The sequence below is a fragment of the Nocardia sputi genome, from assembly GCF_023501985.1.
This window is the reverse complement of record NZ_JAMFLC010000023.1, coordinates 17,143-33,198: the sequence shown is the minus strand read 5'-3', so window position 1 is coordinate 33,198 and position 16,056 is coordinate 17,143. Positions and strand designations below refer to the sequence as shown.

Sequence of the window (16,056 nt, the reverse complement as noted above, 5' to 3'; positions counted from 1 at the left end):
GGCTTAGTGCTGCAACGGCAGTCAGGTGAGTGGGTGTCCTCGTCGTCGGTAGTGGGATAGGCGGGCTTGGTGTTGTCGTCGGCGGCGCCAGGTCGACCATGCCCAGACGCGGTGGGTGCAGCGGATGGTGGGGAGGAGCAGGGCGATGGTGAGGCGTCGGATCTCCGGTAGCGTGAGTGCGATCATGTCTTGATCGCTGGCGCTGTTTCCCCTACTTGACCTGACCGTAGGCTTCGTCGGCGGTGAACCACCGAAACGGCACCTTCGCCGACACTGCCCGTTCCAGCATCGCCATCACCAGCCGTGGCTTGGTCGCGAACTGCACCTGCGGGTATGGCTCGAACAACGAGCGCGGCAACGAGCTCGTCAGCGCGGGCCTCGGTGAACAGGCCGGTGATCAGGGTGTCGTTGCGGCGGGTCGCCAAGACGTGGGCGATGTCGTCCAGACTCGTTCTTGTTGAAGTCTCGCCGGCTGACCACCCGGTGCCACAGATTGACGAACGGCCGCGTGTAGAGCATTGCGATGCTGGTGTACTGGTTGTTCTGCTCGGTACTGCCCAGCCCGTAGTAGATCGGGCGTTCACGTCCGGGAATGATGAGAGTTCCCGCCATCCAGTCCCACAGCGCGAGCAGGCCGCCGTAGTTCGTGTTGTAGTCGGCGCTGTCGCCGCTGTGGTGTATCTGATGATGGGCCGGGCTGTAGAGGATTCGGTTGAGCCGGGGACCGAAATGTATCCACACGTGGGAGTGCCGGAGCGCGGCGAGCAGGAATGCTCCGCTGCCAATGAACAGGACATTGGAGCCTAGCCAGGACAGCACCTGTACCGTGCCCGAGGAGAAGTACCCGGCGCTGCCGAGGACAACGCCCGAGAAGACGACCCCGGCCGTGGTGGTCAGATAGAGCTGCACCGGGTGGGCGCGAAAGCTCGTCAGTGGATTCAACTCGGTTGCCGAATGATGGATCTTGTGGAACTCCCACAACCACGACACCCGATGCATCAGCATATGGAAAAGAAAAAAGGAGAGATCGGCGGCCATGAAGACAAGGACGGTCACCACCGTACTGGCGAGAAATCCACCGTTGAGCAGGTACAGACGAGGTTCCTGGAGCAGCCACGCCCAGCCCGATTCCACCACATGGGGCACCTGCCGATACCAAGGATCGCTGTAGGTGTACAGCAATGTCATCAGGATGATGTTGGTGAAATAGAATCTGATATCCAGTCTTCCTGACCGGCTGAGCAGTGCACGCTGGAAGGTCACATAGCTGGTCAGGCTCTCCTCCCGTGGTTGACGCCGGAATGTCCATATCATGGCGACCAGTAGAAATGGGTAGAACAAGATACCGACATCGACGTTCGTGCTGAGTAGCAGCCGAAATGGCTGGATTGCGGCACTCCACAATGCGTCGACGACAGACCAGTACATCGCCGATACTCCGATCTAAAAGGCATGGGCTCGGGCTCGGTGATCCCCTGCGTGACTCGGCGAGGATTTCTGACATGCACCGACGGACTCGACTTTCGCGGTTTTCAGGTCGTGCCTGCCCAGGTCGCCGTCGGTGACCGAGATTTGTAGAACAACGCGCAGTTCGGCCCGAACATGCGGAAACCGAGTAGAGAGCCGAGTGTGGCGCGACAGAAGCGGATGTCCGCTGGCCAGCGGACATGCCGCTGGCCAGCGGATTGTCAACAACAGCCGGCGTAAAGGCCGCCGGAGTAGTTGCCGACGGGCTGATGGTGAGTGGTGGAATTTGCAGACGCGCTGAACCCAAGGGTGCCGAAGGCGGCTAGCGCCACGGCCACCGAGGCAACGACTTTTCTTGTCTTAGTGGAGGTTATGGTGAGCATGATCAGTTCCTTTCCGATCCTTATTCGCCCTCGAACTTGCCGACCGTGTGTTCATCGTCGAGGACGATACTGAATATACGCAGTCAAGCGACATTGTCAAGCTTTTAACTACTACAAAAACAATTCCTCGACTTCCCGGTGACTGGAGGCATCGGAAAACGCCAGAGGGCAGGTGACGACGCATTCTCCCTTGGCGAAGCCGCGCGATTTTTGGTCTCACAGCATTGGATTTTGCTGTACCGTATCGCCGATCGACACCATGGCTTCGATCTTCTTGGTTGCGCCAGCTGATTCCGGCATCATTAGTCGGTGAATTCTGGGGTCGGTCACATCGTCGAGAAATACAGGTCAGGTAACCCGGGCGCCGGACCTTTGAACCGGTGGCGAAGTTGCGGATCGGCCCGGCGTGCTGGTCGCTCCGGCGGATGTGGTCGCCGATTGCGGCGAACTCGGACTCGATCCGGGTTGACCGGAAAGGACAGATAAGCGCGAACACCGACTCGACCGCGTCGCCGGTGCCATTCCCGTACCTCGAGGTGCTTGTGCGCCGCGTCGTTGTCCAGAATCAGATAGGGATCTTCCTGCGGCCGGCGCGCTCGCGGGAACTCAGGGAAAGCCAGGAACTCGATCCAGCGGTTCCGGTCACGAATTCGGAAGTAGAGCTGGCCGGTCGCCGGGTCCACCGCATCGAACGTGTGCCGCACTCCCTGTGTGCGATTGTGGGTGGCGCACAATCGATTCAGGTGGCGCCGCGGAAACCAGCTGCCAAGCGGCTGCAAGTTCAGCGGTCCGAACTCATCGACACACACCACTCGCCCGTCAGTGGGTGGATTATTGTGGCGATCGAGTACGTGTGCCATCTTCGCTGCGAAATCTGGGACGTTACCGGCATCCCCAGTCTTGCTAGCGTGCCACGACACCCCTCTGGTTTTCAGGATCTGCCGCGGAGTTTCCCGGCCGATATCGACTCTCTCCTTGCGGGCAAGCATATCCCGCAGCTTAGACAGGCTCCACGTCGAGAACAGCCAACCCAGATTCAGGCACCGGGCAATCTGACAGGTTCGCCGTAGCCAAAGGTCCTGGCCGGGCTCGGGAGCCGGATACTGCGGGCTCCTGACGCATTCCTCATGCCATTCATCGAACATGGCCAACCTCGACACTTTCTACCCCCCGGCAGGGGTGATGTGAGAATCCTCGTGGGATAGGTATACGGCGCGCATCGGTAGATCGGCAGTATGCCCACCTGGGGAAGAAGACGTAGTGCGCTGAATCCCCGCTCGATGCGATCGAGCATGCCATCTGGACGCGCGAACGCCTCGGCTGAGGTTCACCCCGAATGGTGGAGAGGGTTCCAAGCGGCCTTGGCTGCGTCTGTCAGGGATTGCTCGTAGCGTATGGGGCTGAGCATCCCGAGGACGGAGTGCCGCCGGTCATGGTTGTATCTTCGGTTCCAATTGTCAACCGGCGGCAGCGAGTTCGGCTTTGGTGGCGTAGACGTGTCGGTAGTACGATTCGTGTTGCAGGTCGGCCAGAATGATTCGGCAGGGCTGTTGTCCCAATAGATTCCGGTATCGCCCATTGATCTTTTCAACCCGTGACGGTGGCGGACTTGCACTGTCAATCCCGCGGTGAACCCTCCCCCGCGCTCGATCTTCACTGTCAGATCGGCACGCCGCTGCTGACGCACGTGGAAACCGTTGCCGCCCTGCGCTTCACATACTGGTAGCAGCCCCACGCCGACACACCGAGCAGGCGTGCCATCCGTCGGATCGAGAACCGTTTCCCTCGGGTCACGGGCCTCGACCAGGGGCCACGACGCAGCTCCGGTTTCGGCCTGTACCACCGCGCGTCGGGTGTATGCGCGCAGCGTGGCGTCGTTGTCCACGTCGCCGTCGGCTCCGAGGAGCACCGACATGACCATGCAGTTGGCCGGGCACCGCGCGGATAGGCCGGGGCTTCGTGATGCCCTTCGCGCACGAACAGGGCTGGACGGGGTTTCGAGGGGTGCAGCCCTGTTTCGGCCACCGGTTGACCGTTGTGCCGGTGGAAACACTGGGCGGGCCGGACCGCGCACTGGCCGTCGCGGGCCGTGCCGATGACGTCGACCAGCTAGTGCCCGCGCCCGGGTTCCCACCCGATACGGATCGGCACCCGCGCCCAGTCGTAGTCGCGGGGTCCATGCGCACCGGCTGCAGTATTAGTGCGGCGTGCCCGCCGGGCGAGGGTAGGGAACAGGCGCAGCGGGCACGTCGCGTGCCGAGCCACGACGCGGCGAACGAAGGGACCCGGCACTGCTGATGAGAGTAAGGCATCGGCGTGCCGGGTGGTCCGATTCGGCGCGGATCACCGAAGAATCCATCGAATGGCCGGTTACGTTGTGAGGCAACATAACCAGAGGCGCGAGGTCGTCTCAGACCGGGTAGAGGCTGTGCTTGCGCGGGTTGGGCTCGGCGCTCGCCTCTTTCTCGCGCAGCAGGCGCAGCGCCCTGCGGATCTCCAGCCGGGTTTGCGAGGGCTCGATCACGGCGTCGATGTAGCCGCGCTCGGCGGCGATCCACGGCGTGGCGACCGTCGCGTTGTACTGGTCGATCATGTAGTCCCGCACGGCCGCGCGTTGCTCCGGGGCTACTTGGGCCAGCTGGCGCTTGCCGACGATGCTCACCGCGCTCTCCGCTCCCATCACGGCGATGCGCGCGGTGGGCCAGGCCAGGCTGATGTCTGCGCCGAGCTGCTTGCAGCCCATCACCGCGTAGCCGCCGCCGTAGGCTTTGCGGACCACGACGGTCACGATAGGTACGGTCGCCTCGATCACCGCGCGGAAAAACCGCCCGCCGCGCTTGATCACCCCGCTGCGCTCCTCTTCCACGCCGGGCAGCACGCCGGGGGTGTCCACGACGAAGATCAGCGGCAACCCGAAGACATTGCACAGACGAATGAAGTGCGTCGCCTTGTCCGAGCATCTGGCGTCGATGGCGCCGCCGAGCACCAAGGGCTGATTCGCGATCACCCCGACGCTGCGTCCGTCCACCCTGGCGAAGCCGGTGATCAGGTTCTGCGCGGTGGCGGCGCTGATCTCGTGGAAGTCGCCGTCGTCGAACAGCCGCAGCAAGATCTCGTGCATGTCGTAACCCTCCCGATCGGAATCGGGAATGATCGAGTCCAGCTCCAGATCCTGCGGCGTGACCTGCGGCTCCAGGCCCGGGTTGACGATCGGTCCCTGTTCCAGGCAGCTGGAGGGCAGATAGCTCAGATAGGTCCTGGCCCAGTCGAACGCGTCCTGCTCGGTGGCGGCGACGTGGTGGATGGTGCCGTTGGCCGCCTGCACCTGCGCGCCGCCGAGTTCCTCCATGGTCACCTCCTCGCCGGTGACCTCCTTGATCACCTCGGGGCCGGTGACGAACATGTACGACTTCTCGGTCGCGATCAGGATGTCGGTGTTCACCGGGGCGTAGACCGACCCCGCCGCGCATTTGCCCAGCATGATCGATACTTGCGGTACGAAACCCGACAGCCTTTCCTGACGGCGGCTCATCAGCGCGTACCAGGCCAGCGAGGTGACCGCGTCCTGGATGCGGGCGCCGCCGGAGTCGTTGATCGCGACCACCGGGCAGGCGTTGGCGGTGGCGAAGTCCAGCGCTTGGGCGACTTTGCGACCGAACATCTCACCGACCGAGCCGCCGAAGACGGTCTGATCGTGCGCGATCACCACCACAGGCCTGCCGTCGATCCGGCCGCGTCCGGTGACCACGCCGTCGCCGTACATGGCTCCGGGAGTGCCGGGCTGGCGCACCAGAGCGCCCATCTCCACGAAACTCCCGGGATCGAGTAGTGCGCGCACTCGTTCCCGCGCGCTCGGAATGCCCTTGTTCTTGCGTTTCGCGATGCCGGTCTCGCCGGCGGGTTCCTCGGCCAGCTCCAGGATCCCCCGCAGCTCATCCAGCTTTTCTCGCGTACCGCTCATATGTGGTGTAGCCCTTCGAACTCGTCGCGACGCCGTACGGCAGCGCGGCGCTCGATGTTATCGGCGGTGCGATCTGCCGCACAGGCGTTCGGAGGATGTCATGGGACAGCTCACAGGTTTGCCCGTGCGCCTCACGGTTAATAGCACGGCGTGGGTTCGGCCCGCCGCGGCGACACGGTTGTGCGAGGTCCCAATCCCGGGCACGGGCGCCGATGAACCATCCCGAGGGCGTCGGCGAGCCCTTCTCAGGGCGGGCGGACGGATCTAGGGTGATCTCGACGCAGCGCCGGAAAATGCGCGGACGGCGCTGCGTCACTTACTCCGGGTCGCATACTCCGGAAATCGGTGAGTCCGCCCCCGGTCAGGGGCCGGATCCGAATAGTACGGTGCCCCGGTAGTGCTGTTCGCGCAGGACTCGCCTCCGTCTCGAAATCGCCTCGAAACGCTTGTGATTCCGCCCAACGGGTAGGACGGCCGCTGATGACTTACCTGATTCGGCCGAACACATCTCGATTCCATCACGATCCGTCGCTAACCTTCGGGAGGCATGATGGGCAGGCAGCCGAGACCGAGTACCGAGACGTTGACATCGAAACTCGTCGAACACCTGGCCGAGCACCCTGGCCACGGCGTGTCCGGCGATGTCACGACCACCGCGCGGAACTGTTTGGCGGCCGCCGTCGAACTGCTGGCTCCGCCTCCGGCGCCGGCGGCGGTGCGGCCACCGGAGATCGCCGGTTTCGCCTCGCGCTGGGCGCGGGAGGGTATAGCGCTGGAAACGGTGCTCGGCGCGTACCACGACGAAATCCGCAACGGACTGGAATTCCTCGCCGACGAGGTCGCCGATGACCAGGCCGATCATTTTCTCGCGGGTGCGCGGCTGGCGGTCCACCTATTGGAGATGGTGACCGTGGCGGCCTCGACCGCTTATGTGGACGAGCACCGCGCGGTCGCGCGGGAACATCAGACCGCGGCCCAGACGCTGGTTTCGGCGCTGCTGGGCGGACACGCGGTGGGCGAGCTCGCCAGGGAGACCGGTATTCCGATCGCACGGTCGTACCAGGTCGTGGCGCTGGGCATTCCGGCGCACCCGGACGAGCGAAGACCCGGCACCGGCGCGGACGCGGCCCGGCGCAAACTCCGTCGCGTCCAGGCTGCGCTGGCCGATCCGCTCGGCTCACGCGCATTGTCGGTGCTGTCGGCCGCAGGCGGCACGGTGCTGGTGCCGATCGACGACGTGCCTGCCCGAACCGGAACGTTCAGCATGACCGACGACGTGCTGGCCATCCTCGGCGAGGCCGCCGAGGTGCCGTTGACCGCCGCGGTGACCACCGGGCGCACCGCGCGCATTCCCGAGCTGGCCGGCCGCGCCCACGATCTGCTGGACCGCTTGCGGGCGGCGGGCAGGCCACCGGGGCTGTACCCGGTAGGCGAGGCCGGCGAGCCGTCGGGTTGTGAACCGCCCCAGCCGGGCCACATGACCATCGTCGACTCGCCCAACGATCGCGTGATAGGGCGAACAGCTTGAACTTTCGCCGCTATCGTCGAAGTGTGCCCTGCTGTCGGGGGTGAGCTGAGGAGTGCGAGTGACCACCGCGTTGTCCGATCGCGAAATTCTGCGGGAACCCGAGCCCACCGCCGAACGCCTGCTCAACCATCATCTGCGCAAAGCAAAATCCTGGAATCCGCACGATTACGTGCCATGGGACGAGGGGCGCAATTTCGCTGCCCTCGGCGGAATCGATTGGAAGCCGGGGGAATCCCGGCTTTCCGAAGTGGCGCAGACCGCGATGATCACGAATCTGCTCACCGAGGACAATCTCCCTCGTATCACCGGAAGATCTCGGAGTCGTTCTCCCTGGACGGCGTCTGGGGTACCTGGGTGGGACGGTGGACGGCCGAGGAGAACCGGCACGCCATCGTGACGCGACTATCTGGTGGTCACCCGCGCGGTCGATCCGGTGCTACTGGAGCAGACCAGGATGGCGCACATGACCGCCGGAGTCGTGAAACCCGAGAAAGGACAACAGTTCCTGTGTTCGGTCGCTTATGTCACCGTGCAGGAGTCGGCGACCAGGATCAGCCACCGGAACACCAGCGCGGCGTGCGAGCAACCATCGCCGAGCGTATGCTTCAGCGTGTCGCCGCCGATGAGAACCTGCATATGATCTTCTACCGCAACATCAGCGCCGCGGCCCTCGACCTGTTGCCGAACGAGGCGCTGCGCGCGATCACCGACGTGGTCACGCGCTTCCAGATGCCCGGGCTGACCCAGCCGAACTTTCGGCGCAACGCCGTGCTGCCGGCCGAGCACGGTATCTACGACCTGCGCCGGCATCTGGATGTGCTGGTCCGTCCCGTGCTGCGTGCCTGGCACGTGTTCGAACGGACCGATCTGACCGGCGACGGCGAACGTGCGCGCGAGGAACTGCACGCCTACCTCGACGACCTCGAGATCCGGGCGCGGCGGTTCGAGGAGCAGCGCGAACGCGCGGCGGCCAGACGAGCGGAACAGGCTCCCCTGGCAGGATGAAGTCGCGCGTGCCGATTACCGCGGCGGCGATGGTCCTCATCGCCGCGGTCGCCGCTGCGCCCGTGTTCGCCGATCCGGCGCCGCCCACTGCGCCGCCCGCGGTCGATCCCGGCATGACTCGCACCGGGTTGCTCTCGATCGAGAAGGTCGCCGCTGGGCGGGAACGGCTGTCGATCGCCTCCTCGGCCATGCGCAGGATCATCACGGTCGATGTGCTGCGCGGCGGTGGCGAGGGACCGCGTCCGGTGTTGTATCTGCTCGACGGCGTCGACGGCGACGCCACGTCGGCCTGGCTGTCGAAGGGCAAGGCCGCGGAATTCTTCGCGGGCAAACCGGTCGACGTGGTGCTGACCGGCGGCGGCACCGGCAGCATGTACAGCGACTGGGTCCGGCACGACACCGCGCTGGGACTCAACCGCTGGGAGACGTTCCTCACCACCGAGCTTCCGCCCATCGTGGAGTCGCTGCTGCGCTCCGACGGGCGCCGGGCCATCGCCGGAGTGTCGATGGGAGCGCAGGCCGCGATGATGCTCGCCCAGCGCCATCCCGGCTGGTATCGCGCCGTGGCCGGGATGAGCGGGTGCTATTCCACGGCCGACTCGCTCGGTCACGCGGTGACCACGATCACGGTCGCTTCGCGCGGCGGCAACGTCGACAACCTCTGGGGCCCGCCGACCTCACCGGAATGGGCCGCGCACGACAGCTTGCTGCACGCGGAATCGCTGCGCGGCACCGCCATCTACCTCTCGGCGGCCACCGGGCTGCCGACCGGCGCCGATCTGGTGGCGGTCGCGAACTCTCCGACGATCGCGGACGCGCTGCGGACGGCGGGCGGCGGCGCCGCGCTGGAGGCGGGCGCCCGTTCGTGCACCGAACGGTTCGCCGCCCGCCTGTCCGAGCTGAACATCCCCGCCACCGTGGAGTACACCGCCGAGGGCATGCACACCTGGCCGGATTTCCAGGCGCAATTGCCGAAGGCGTGGCAGGCGCTGGCGCAGGCGCTCGGAGTGGCGGACACCTCCTGAGCCGGGGGCGGAATCAGCGCGGCGCGCCCGCGTTGACATCGATATGACCTCGGTGCTGTCCTCCGTCCGGTTCTCCGTTCTCGATCGCTCGCGCGTCCGGCGCGGCCAGAGCCATCCGGACGCGCTACGCGAGACCGTCGAGTTCGCGCGGCTCGCCGAGGAGTGGGGTTATCACCGATTCTGGGTCTCCGAGCACCACAGCGTGCCGGGCGTGGCGGGTTCGGCGCCGACCGTGCTCGCGGCCGCGGCCGCAGCCGCGACCTCCCGCATCCGGATCGGCACTGGCGGGGTGATGCTGCCCAACCATCAGCCACTGGTGGTCGCCGAACAGTTCGGCGTGCTCGAATCGCTCTATCCGGGGCGCATCGACATGGGCTTCGGCCGCTCGGTCGGGTTCACCGACGGCGTGCGGCGTGCGCTCGGGCACGACAAGGGTGACGCGGAAGACCTCGACACCCGGCTGGCCGAACTGCTGGCGTATTTCACCGAGGGCAGGCAGGGCGTGCACGCCTGGCCCGCCGAGGGGCTGCGGGTCCCGGCCTTCCTGCTGGCGACCGGGTCCGGCGCCGAGCGCGCGGCGCGATTCGGGTTGCCGCTGGTGATCGCCGCGGTCGGCGGCGAAGATCACATGGTCGAGGCCATCGAGCGCTATCGCGCCGAGTTCCGCCCCGCCTTACCGGGCGCGCGACCGTACGTGATGGTCTCCGGATCGATCGTCATCGCCGACACCACCGCGCAGGCGCGTCGGTTGTTGCTGCCGGAGGCGTGGTCGGCCGCGTACGCGCGCACCCGCGGTGAGTTCCCGCCTCTGACACCGCCCTCGGAGATCGAGGCACGCACCATGACCGATCGCGAACGCTGCCTCTTCGAGGACGGGCTGCGCGGCCATCTGTACGGCACCGAAGACTCGGTCGCCGACCAACTGGAACAGTTGGTGAGCAGGACCGGCGCCGACGAAATCCTCGTACACACCAGTACTTACGATCGCGCTGCCCGGCTGGCGTCCCATCGCCGCCTGGCGCTGCTCACCGGCCTGTCGCGTCGTCGGGCGGGCGCCCCCGATCGAGCTGATGCGCGATCCGGCACCGCTGCCTGATCGGCGCGTGACCGCGACCGCTCACGCGAAGAGCACTTCGGCGGCGGCGTAGCCGAACAGCTTGCGCCCGTCGGCGCGCGCGTCGACCGCGAGGGTGGCCCGTCGCCTGCGCGGATCGATCGAGGTGACCCGGCCGCGGAAGTGGATCGTCCCGGCTCCCAACGGTGGTATGCGCAGATAGTGCGTGTTGTGCGCGAACTGCGCGCGGAAACGGGTGATCGCCGCGGGGTCGCCGAGCCAGGAACTCAGGAACGAGGTGGCCAGGCCGAGTTTCAGCATGCCCGGCGCGACCACGGTCGGCAGGCCGCTGGCGACGGCGATTCGCTCGTCGAACAGCACGGGATTGGCTTCGCCGGTCACTCCGGCATAGTTGACCAGGTCTCCACGGGACAGGCGCATGGTGCGGACGGGCAATTCGGAGCCCACCGAGAGGCCTGCGAAATCGACGCGTGACCGCGGTTCCCGGCGCGTGGGCGTCGGCGAGAGATAGTCGGCGGCGGCCGGAACGACGGCGTTGCCTCGCGCCGGTCGCGGTGTGCCCGGATCTCCCTGTCCCATGGCGATTTTGCGCACGGCGTCGGCCAATCCCGGATGACGTGCGCCGACGCGTGCGAGCAGCGCGCTCGAGCCGGTCTGCACGACGGCGCCGTGCTGGTCGATGAGCACGCTCTTGATCGCGAGGACGTCGTAGTCGCCGAAGTGCCGGAACGATTCGAAATAGATGTCACAGGTCAGGCGGTCGCCTGCCACCAGCGGCCTGCCGAAGTCGAAAACCTGGTCCGCGTGCAGAATCCGGGTCGGATCGTAGCCGGTGATCAGCGTGTCCAGAATTTCGCGCTGCACCCTTGTGAGAATTATCGAACTGAACGTCGCGGGCGCGACGAGTCCGGGAAATCCGAGCTCGGCAGCGGCGGCCTCGCTGCGATGCGCGGGGTGCGAATCCTGGACGGCTCGGGCGAATTCGCGAATCTTTTCCCGTTCGACCTCGTAGCGCAGGGTGGAACGGTAACGATGGTCGACCAGGGATCTGGCTTGATCGGCCGCGTTCACCGCGGTGTCGTTCATAATTGCTCCTGTGTTGCGAAACGGGGGATCACGGCCTGCCCGCGTCAGGCGAGCGGGCCGAACCGCCAGATCCGGACAGGCATCTGCTCGGGAGTGACGGTGCCGACGACGTCGACTCCGGCGTCGTGGAAGGTGTCCACCGCCCGGTCGACGTGGTCGGCGGAGGTGATCACCACGGCGTCGCGTGCGCCGATCGCGCGCATGATCGTGGCCGAGTGCGCGGCGTTCTGCACGGTCGTGCCCGCCTCCGCTTCGAGATGGATCCGGGCGGCCGGGATGGCGCGGGCGATCAGCCAGTCGGCCATGGCCCGTGCCTCGGTGACGCCGTTGCGCGCGTTGCCGCCGGTCACGATGATCGGCGAGAAGGGCGCCAGCAGGGCCTGCAGGTAGCCGGCGTGCAGACGGTCGACCAACTCCGGGCGCATGCCGCCGTCGGGCAGCAGTCCGTAGCCGAGCACGACGATGGCGGTCACGGGCCCGCGCACTGTCGGCGGAGGCGACGGCGCCGTGCCGAACGGGCCGAGCGGGCCGAGAGCCGAAGGGGCGGCGGAGGAGCCCGAGCCCTCCGCCGAGGCGTACGGGAGGTGGGTCAGCGCGGCGGTGACCGCGAGCGCGCCCAGCAAGACGCGAGCCGCGGTGCGGGCGGTGGGAACCATGGTGACGGACATGGGATCTCCAAGCGGTTAGCCATCGGATGGCCACCGATGGCTGGTGTGAAGCTTCGTCCATGATGAGCCCATCGGCCGTTTCGGAACCGTAACCGTCTGGTGATTTGGATAATTCACCGTTTTCGGGCTGACCGCTTGTGCGTCTCGACCTACTCGTCGAATTCCCGGAATTGCGCTTCCCGCGCTCCTTTGTGCCGAATCCCTAGTCGCGACAAACGCATTCGTGAGGTCTCCAGAGCCAGCCGTTCCGCGTAGGCGGTCGCGTTCCCCGGTTCTAGCGTTGGCGCAGCTTCGGCGCCGTCGATCGGCAAGAACGGCGCCGGCCGTCGAACACCGTTGTTCTGCAGGAAGGCAACCAATGAAACGAAGTACCTACGGACGCTCGTCCCTGGCGGCGGTGCTGCTGAGCGTATCGGTGCTCGCTGCCGGTGCGACCGGCGCGAACGCGGTGCCGGAGGCGCAACCGACCGAGCAGCAACTGGCCGACTACATCGCGGCGGGACGGAAAGTGGCGCCGGTAGCCGACTCCGGCAGCGCGGGTACCGGCTCGGCGTGTACCTCGGGCAGTGGCGCGGGGTCGGGCAACGGGTCCGGTGACTGCTACGGCGGTTCGGGCAGCAGCTCCGGGTCCTCCGGCGGCTACGCCAGCGACACCGTGGGTTACGGTCCGCCGATGACCTCGTGGCTGGCCGCGTTCGGCTACGGGTTGACCCATCCCGACGCCGCGCCACCCGGGTCCAACGACTGGAACTGCAAGCCGGCCGCCGAACGCCCGCGCCCGGTCGTCATGGTGCACGGCACCTGGATGAACGCCTACAACGGCTTCGCCTTCATGGGTCAGCCCATCAAGGACGCGGGCTTCTGCACATTCACCTTCAATTACGGGCGGTCCAACCTGCTCGAGGGCGGCGGTCTCGGATCGGTGCTGCCCGGCGTGATGGGCACCGGGTACATCCAGGACTCGGCCGAGCAGCTGGCTACGTTCGTCGACCGGGTGCTGGCCGCGACCGGAGCCTCGGAGGTGGACATCGTCGCGCATTCGCAGGGCGGTTCGATGTCGAACTGGTACACCAAGTTCGAGGGCGGCGCGGCCAAGGTCAAGAATCTGGTCACCTACGGCGCCACCCACCACGGCACCAGCCTGATCGGCATCGGCGCGCTGGGCCGGGCGATCAACAACTTCGGCATCGACATCCTGGGCTTCATCGAGATCTTCGTCGGGCACGCCGGCATCCAGCAGACGATCGGCTCGGACTTCGTCAACAAGCTCAACGAGAACGGCGACACCATCCCCGGCGTGGACTACACCATCGTCGGCACCCGCTACGACGAAATCACCAATCCCTACGATCTGACTTTCTTGAAGGCGGCGCCCGGCGTGACGGTGCACAACATCACCCTGCAGGAAGGATGCGAGCAGGACGTCTCCGATCACCTCACGATCATGTACTCGCCACGGGCACTGTCCATCGCGTTGCGTGCGCTGGACCCGGCCGGGCATCCGAATCTGGAGTGCACCTTCAACCCGTGGTTGCTCGGCGGCGGAGGCTCGCTGTGACCGCCGGATGACTTGCTTGCGTCGAGCGGCGTGACCTGTGCCCCTGACTCCGCGCGCTCGCTCGACGGAAGCACCGCCCGCCACGCGTTTCGCCCGCCGGACAGGATCCCTCAACCCCGCCCCTGGCCCGGCGCGCACGTCCCCGACACGTGGCGGTATGCCCACCGAGCGGATCTTCGCACCCTCCGCTCGGTGGGCATCGGGCTGTCACGGGATGCCCGGTGCCCTAACTCGCCGAATGTTCTTCGGCGATCCTCAGGCTCCCGGCGACCGCGGGCTCCGGAATCGGTCGGCGTGTTCGGCCACCCAGTGCGCGAAGGTGCGTGCCGGTCGGCCGGTCACCCGTTCGACGGTGTCGACGACCGTGGTGGCGGCCGCATCGGCCGCGGCGTACCAGCCGATGACGTACTCGGCGTCCGCTCGGGACACGCCGGTGGCGATCAATCTGTCGACGGCCTGTTCGTGCGTGATCGGGACGAAGGTGATCTCTCTGTCCAGGGCCTCGGCCAGGATCGCGATCCGTTGCCGCGGCGTCAGCGATTCCGGGCCGGTGAGGTTGTAGGCCCGCCCCGCGTGGCCGTCGTGCAGCAGCGCGACCGCGGCCACGGCTCCGATGTCGGCTTCGTGCACCAGTGCGCTGGGCGAGTCGTACGGTTCGCGCACTACGCCCTCGGTCCGCACGGAGTCGATCCAGGTCAGCGTGTTGGACATGAACTCCTGCGGTTCCAGGCGCGTCCACTCCACACCGGAGTCCGCCACTGCCTGCTCGACCGGCCCGACCCCGCCGCCCCACACCACGGTGATTCGTCGCACGCCCGCGTCCACCGCTCGCCGCACCAGCTCGGGGCCGGTCTCGGCGAGCCCCGCCGTCACGGTGATGTGCAGCCGGTCGACGCCGTCGAGGGCCGCGCCCAGCGTATTCGGGGCAGTGTGCGTGCCCGCCACCACCTCGACCTCCGGTGCGAAAAAGCCTCGCAGCGGCAACGGGGTCGCGTGTCAGCGCCCGGACGTGCTCGCCGCGGCGAACCAGCTCTGTCACGACGTGGCGGCCGGTGTTCCCGGTGGCGCCGGTGACCAGTGTTGTCATTCGAACTCCTCTCGTCGCCGTCGACGCTAGAAGCTCAACTTTGCTCGAGGTCAAGGACTCGGGAGCGATCCCCCTTCGCGCGGGATCGCCCCGGCGGTGGATTTGGAAGAGGCGCGACGAAGCGCTGGCAGCAACGCCCTCGCGATCGGCGGGTATCCCGATCGCACTCGCTGGGCTCTCGGCCCACGTCGCGGCCTCGGCAGTGGTGGCAGCCCTTCGCGCGGCCGCGTTGAAAGCTGTTCTGCTCAGCGCTGTTTCGACTCGAGGTGTGTGGTGAGGAAGTCGAGCTGATCGGCGACGACCCGCTCGACGATCGGTGGGTGGTAGACGGTGAAATGGTCGGCGTCGTAGTGCTCGACGACGGCGCGCGGTGCTGTGGCGGCCACCTTCGCCGCGATGGCGGGATCGATGAGATTCTCGCGGTCGCAAGCGCACACCAGCAGTGGGCATCGCACGCGTGGGGCGAGAGCCGCGGCGTTGTAGAACAACATACCCAGCCCGGAACTGGCTGTGATGCGGTTGTCGAACCGGTAGCCAGGGGGAGTAACTGACTGCCACCCTTCCAGAGCGCCGGGCTGGGTGACGAAGGCCGCCTCGCCTGGCAGACCGACCAGCGGCACGTATCGCCGGGGGAGCCGCAACGCGGCGCGCACCAGGTCGGAGATGATCGGCACAGTGAACCGGGCCAGGTGCCGCACTCCCGCTTTGGCGACCACCGCGCGCCCGCTGAACACCGGGCACTGCACGACCGCCGCGGCGAGTTCGGGGTGACGGGCCGCTGCGGCGAGTACATGGCTCGCGCCGAACGATGTTCCCCACAGCGCGATTCGGCCGGCATCGAGTTCGGGGTGGGTTCCGACGAACGCCAGCGCCGAGTCGACGTCGGTGGCATACCGGCGATGGCTGACCAGCTGGCGGGGCAGGCCACCCGATTCACCGAGGTGGCGGAAGTCGAAGGCCACCACGGCAAGGCCCGCTTCGGAGAACCACTTCTCGTACTGGCCGAGCGTCATCTCGTGGGTCGCGCCCCCGCCGTGGACGAGCACGACGACCGGATGCGGCCCGGGGCCCTCCGGCAGGGTCAGCCAGGCGGCGCACTGGTCGTCGCCGGAGGGGAAGGTGGTGCGGATGATCATGGTCATGACACCTCGATTTAGGTACGTTGTACGTGAACATGCAGAGTTAAACACGTACTTCGTACGTAAACAAGGAG

General features: G+C 66.6%; 12 protein-coding genes and 2 pseudogenes. 6 read left to right on the top strand and 8 right to left on the bottom strand.

Annotated elements, in window-relative coordinates:
* Positions 1–214 precede the first annotated feature (214 nt).
* Together M8859_RS27710 and M8859_RS27705 are read right to left on the bottom strand one after the other, a co-directional pair.
* Positions 215–328 (bottom strand): annotated as a pseudogene (locus tag M8859_RS27710) (IS701 family transposase); the annotation flags it as partial.
* A gap of 38 nt (positions 329–366) precedes the next feature.
* Complete coding sequence (locus M8859_RS27705) at positions 367–1,428, bottom strand: sterol desaturase family protein (RefSeq protein WP_159926494.1); 1,062 nt, start codon at positions 1,426–1,428, stop codon at positions 367–369.
* Between the two features lie 802 nt (positions 1,429–2,230).
* On the opposite strand from M8859_RS27705, the gene M8859_RS27700 reads away from it, so the two are divergent.
* Positions 2,231–2,920, top strand: a complete 690-nt coding sequence (locus M8859_RS27700) for a hypothetical protein (protein ID WP_249645045.1) — start codon at positions 2,231–2,233, stop codon at positions 2,918–2,920.
* Between the two features lie 257 nt (positions 2,921–3,177).
* On the opposite strand, the gene M8859_RS27695 is transcribed toward M8859_RS27700, so the two are convergent.
* Positions 3,178–3,765 carry an integrase core domain-containing protein gene (locus M8859_RS27695; RefSeq protein WP_159926498.1) on the bottom strand — a complete coding sequence of 196 codons (588 nt, stop codon included), beginning with the start codon at positions 3,763–3,765 and terminating at the stop codon, positions 3,178–3,180.
* A gap of 495 nt (positions 3,766–4,260) precedes the next feature.
* A complete protein-coding gene (locus M8859_RS27690; protein ID WP_159926500.1) occupies positions 4,261–5,811 on the bottom strand; it encodes an acyl-CoA carboxylase subunit beta in 1,551 nt (516 codons plus the stop codon).
* Positions 5,812–6,358: 547 nt separating this feature from the next.
* Between M8859_RS27690 and M8859_RS27685 the strand changes: the two genes are divergently transcribed.
* The 4 genes and pseudogenes from M8859_RS27685 (at position 6,359) to M8859_RS27670 (ending at position 10,465) form a co-directional block, all read left to right on the top strand.
* Complete coding sequence (locus M8859_RS27685; RefSeq protein WP_223516210.1) at positions 6,359–7,339, top strand: RsbRD N-terminal domain-containing protein; 981 nt, start codon at positions 6,359–6,361, stop codon at positions 7,337–7,339.
* Between the two features lie 52 nt (positions 7,340–7,391).
* Positions 7,392–8,344: pseudogene (locus M8859_RS27680) on the top strand (acyl-ACP desaturase).
* Positions 8,341–9,369: an alpha/beta hydrolase gene (locus M8859_RS27675; RefSeq protein ID WP_249645044.1), complete on the top strand. Its 1,029-nt coding sequence runs from the start codon at positions 8,341–8,343 to the stop codon at positions 9,367–9,369. The pseudogene M8859_RS27680 and the gene M8859_RS27675 overlap by 4 nt, the downstream one beginning before the upstream one ends.
* A 43-nt stretch (positions 9,370–9,412) precedes the next feature.
* Entirely contained in the window at positions 9,413–10,465 is a 1,053-nt protein-coding gene (locus M8859_RS27670) for an LLM class flavin-dependent oxidoreductase (protein WP_249645043.1), read from the top strand.
* A gap of 21 nt (positions 10,466–10,486) precedes the next feature.
* Here M8859_RS27670 and M8859_RS27665 read toward each other — a convergent pair whose 3' ends face one another.
* A complete protein-coding gene (locus M8859_RS27665) occupies positions 10,487–11,530 on the bottom strand; it encodes a fused (3R)-hydroxyacyl-ACP dehydratase subunits HadA/HadB (protein ID WP_249645042.1) in 1,044 nt (347 codons plus the stop codon).
* A 44-nt stretch (positions 11,531–11,574) separates the two neighbouring features.
* Positions 11,575–12,198, bottom strand: coding sequence for a YdcF family protein (locus tag M8859_RS27660; protein ID WP_159926508.1), 624 nt, complete (start codon positions 12,196–12,198; stop codon positions 11,575–11,577).
* 358 nt (positions 12,199–12,556) lie between these two features.
* Between M8859_RS27660 and M8859_RS27655 the strand changes: the two genes are divergently transcribed.
* Positions 12,557–13,756, top strand: coding sequence for an esterase/lipase family protein (locus M8859_RS27655; protein WP_159926510.1), 1,200 nt, complete (start codon positions 12,557–12,559; stop codon positions 13,754–13,756).
* A 255-nt stretch (positions 13,757–14,011) separates the two neighbouring features.
* Here the strand turns inward: M8859_RS27655 and M8859_RS27650 are convergent, their stop codons facing one another.
* Both M8859_RS27650 and M8859_RS27640 read right to left on the bottom strand, forming a co-directional pair.
* A complete protein-coding gene (locus M8859_RS27650) occupies positions 14,012–14,740 on the bottom strand; it encodes a Rossmann-fold NAD(P)-binding domain-containing protein (RefSeq protein ID WP_249645041.1) in 729 nt (242 codons plus the stop codon).
* 348 nt (positions 14,741–15,088) lie between these two features.
* Positions 15,089–15,985: an alpha/beta hydrolase gene (locus M8859_RS27640; RefSeq protein ID WP_201295271.1), complete on the bottom strand. Its 897-nt coding sequence runs from the start codon at positions 15,983–15,985 to the stop codon at positions 15,089–15,091.
* Positions 15,986–16,056 lie beyond the last annotated feature (71 nt).

Bases quoted from the DNA above. Each gene is read 5' to 3' on its own strand.
- M8859_RS27665 (WP_249645042.1), bottom strand. From the start codon at position 11,530: ATGAACGACACCGCGGTGAACGCGGCCGATCAAGCCAGATCCCTGGTC.
- M8859_RS27660 (WP_159926508.1), bottom strand. From the start codon at position 12,198: ATGTCCGTCACCATGGTTCCCACCGCCCGCACCGCGGCTCGCGTCTTG.
- M8859_RS27705 (WP_159926494.1), bottom strand. From the start codon at position 1,428: ATGTACTGGTCTGTCGTCGACGCATTGTGGAGTGCCGCAATCCAGCCA.
- M8859_RS27690 (WP_159926500.1), bottom strand. From the start codon at position 5,811: ATGAGCGGTACGCGAGAAAAGCTGGATGAGCTGCGGGGGATCCTGGAG.
- M8859_RS27655 (WP_159926510.1), top strand. From the start codon at position 12,557: ATGAAACGAAGTACCTACGGACGCTCGTCCCTGGCGGCGGTGCTGCTG.
- M8859_RS27670 (WP_249645043.1), top strand. From the start codon at position 9,413: ATGACCTCGGTGCTGTCCTCCGTCCGGTTCTCCGTTCTCGATCGCTCG.
- M8859_RS27695 (WP_159926498.1), bottom strand. From the start codon at position 3,765: ATGTCGGTGCTCCTCGGAGCCGACGGCGACGTGGACAACGACGCCACG.
- M8859_RS27675 (WP_249645044.1), top strand. From the start codon at position 8,341: ATGAAGTCGCGCGTGCCGATTACCGCGGCGGCGATGGTCCTCATCGCC.
- M8859_RS27685 (WP_223516210.1), top strand. From the start codon at position 6,359: ATGATGGGCAGGCAGCCGAGACCGAGTACCGAGACGTTGACATCGAAA.
- M8859_RS27640 (WP_201295271.1), bottom strand. From the start codon at position 15,985: ATGACCATGATCATCCGCACCACCTTCCCCTCCGGCGACGACCAGTGC.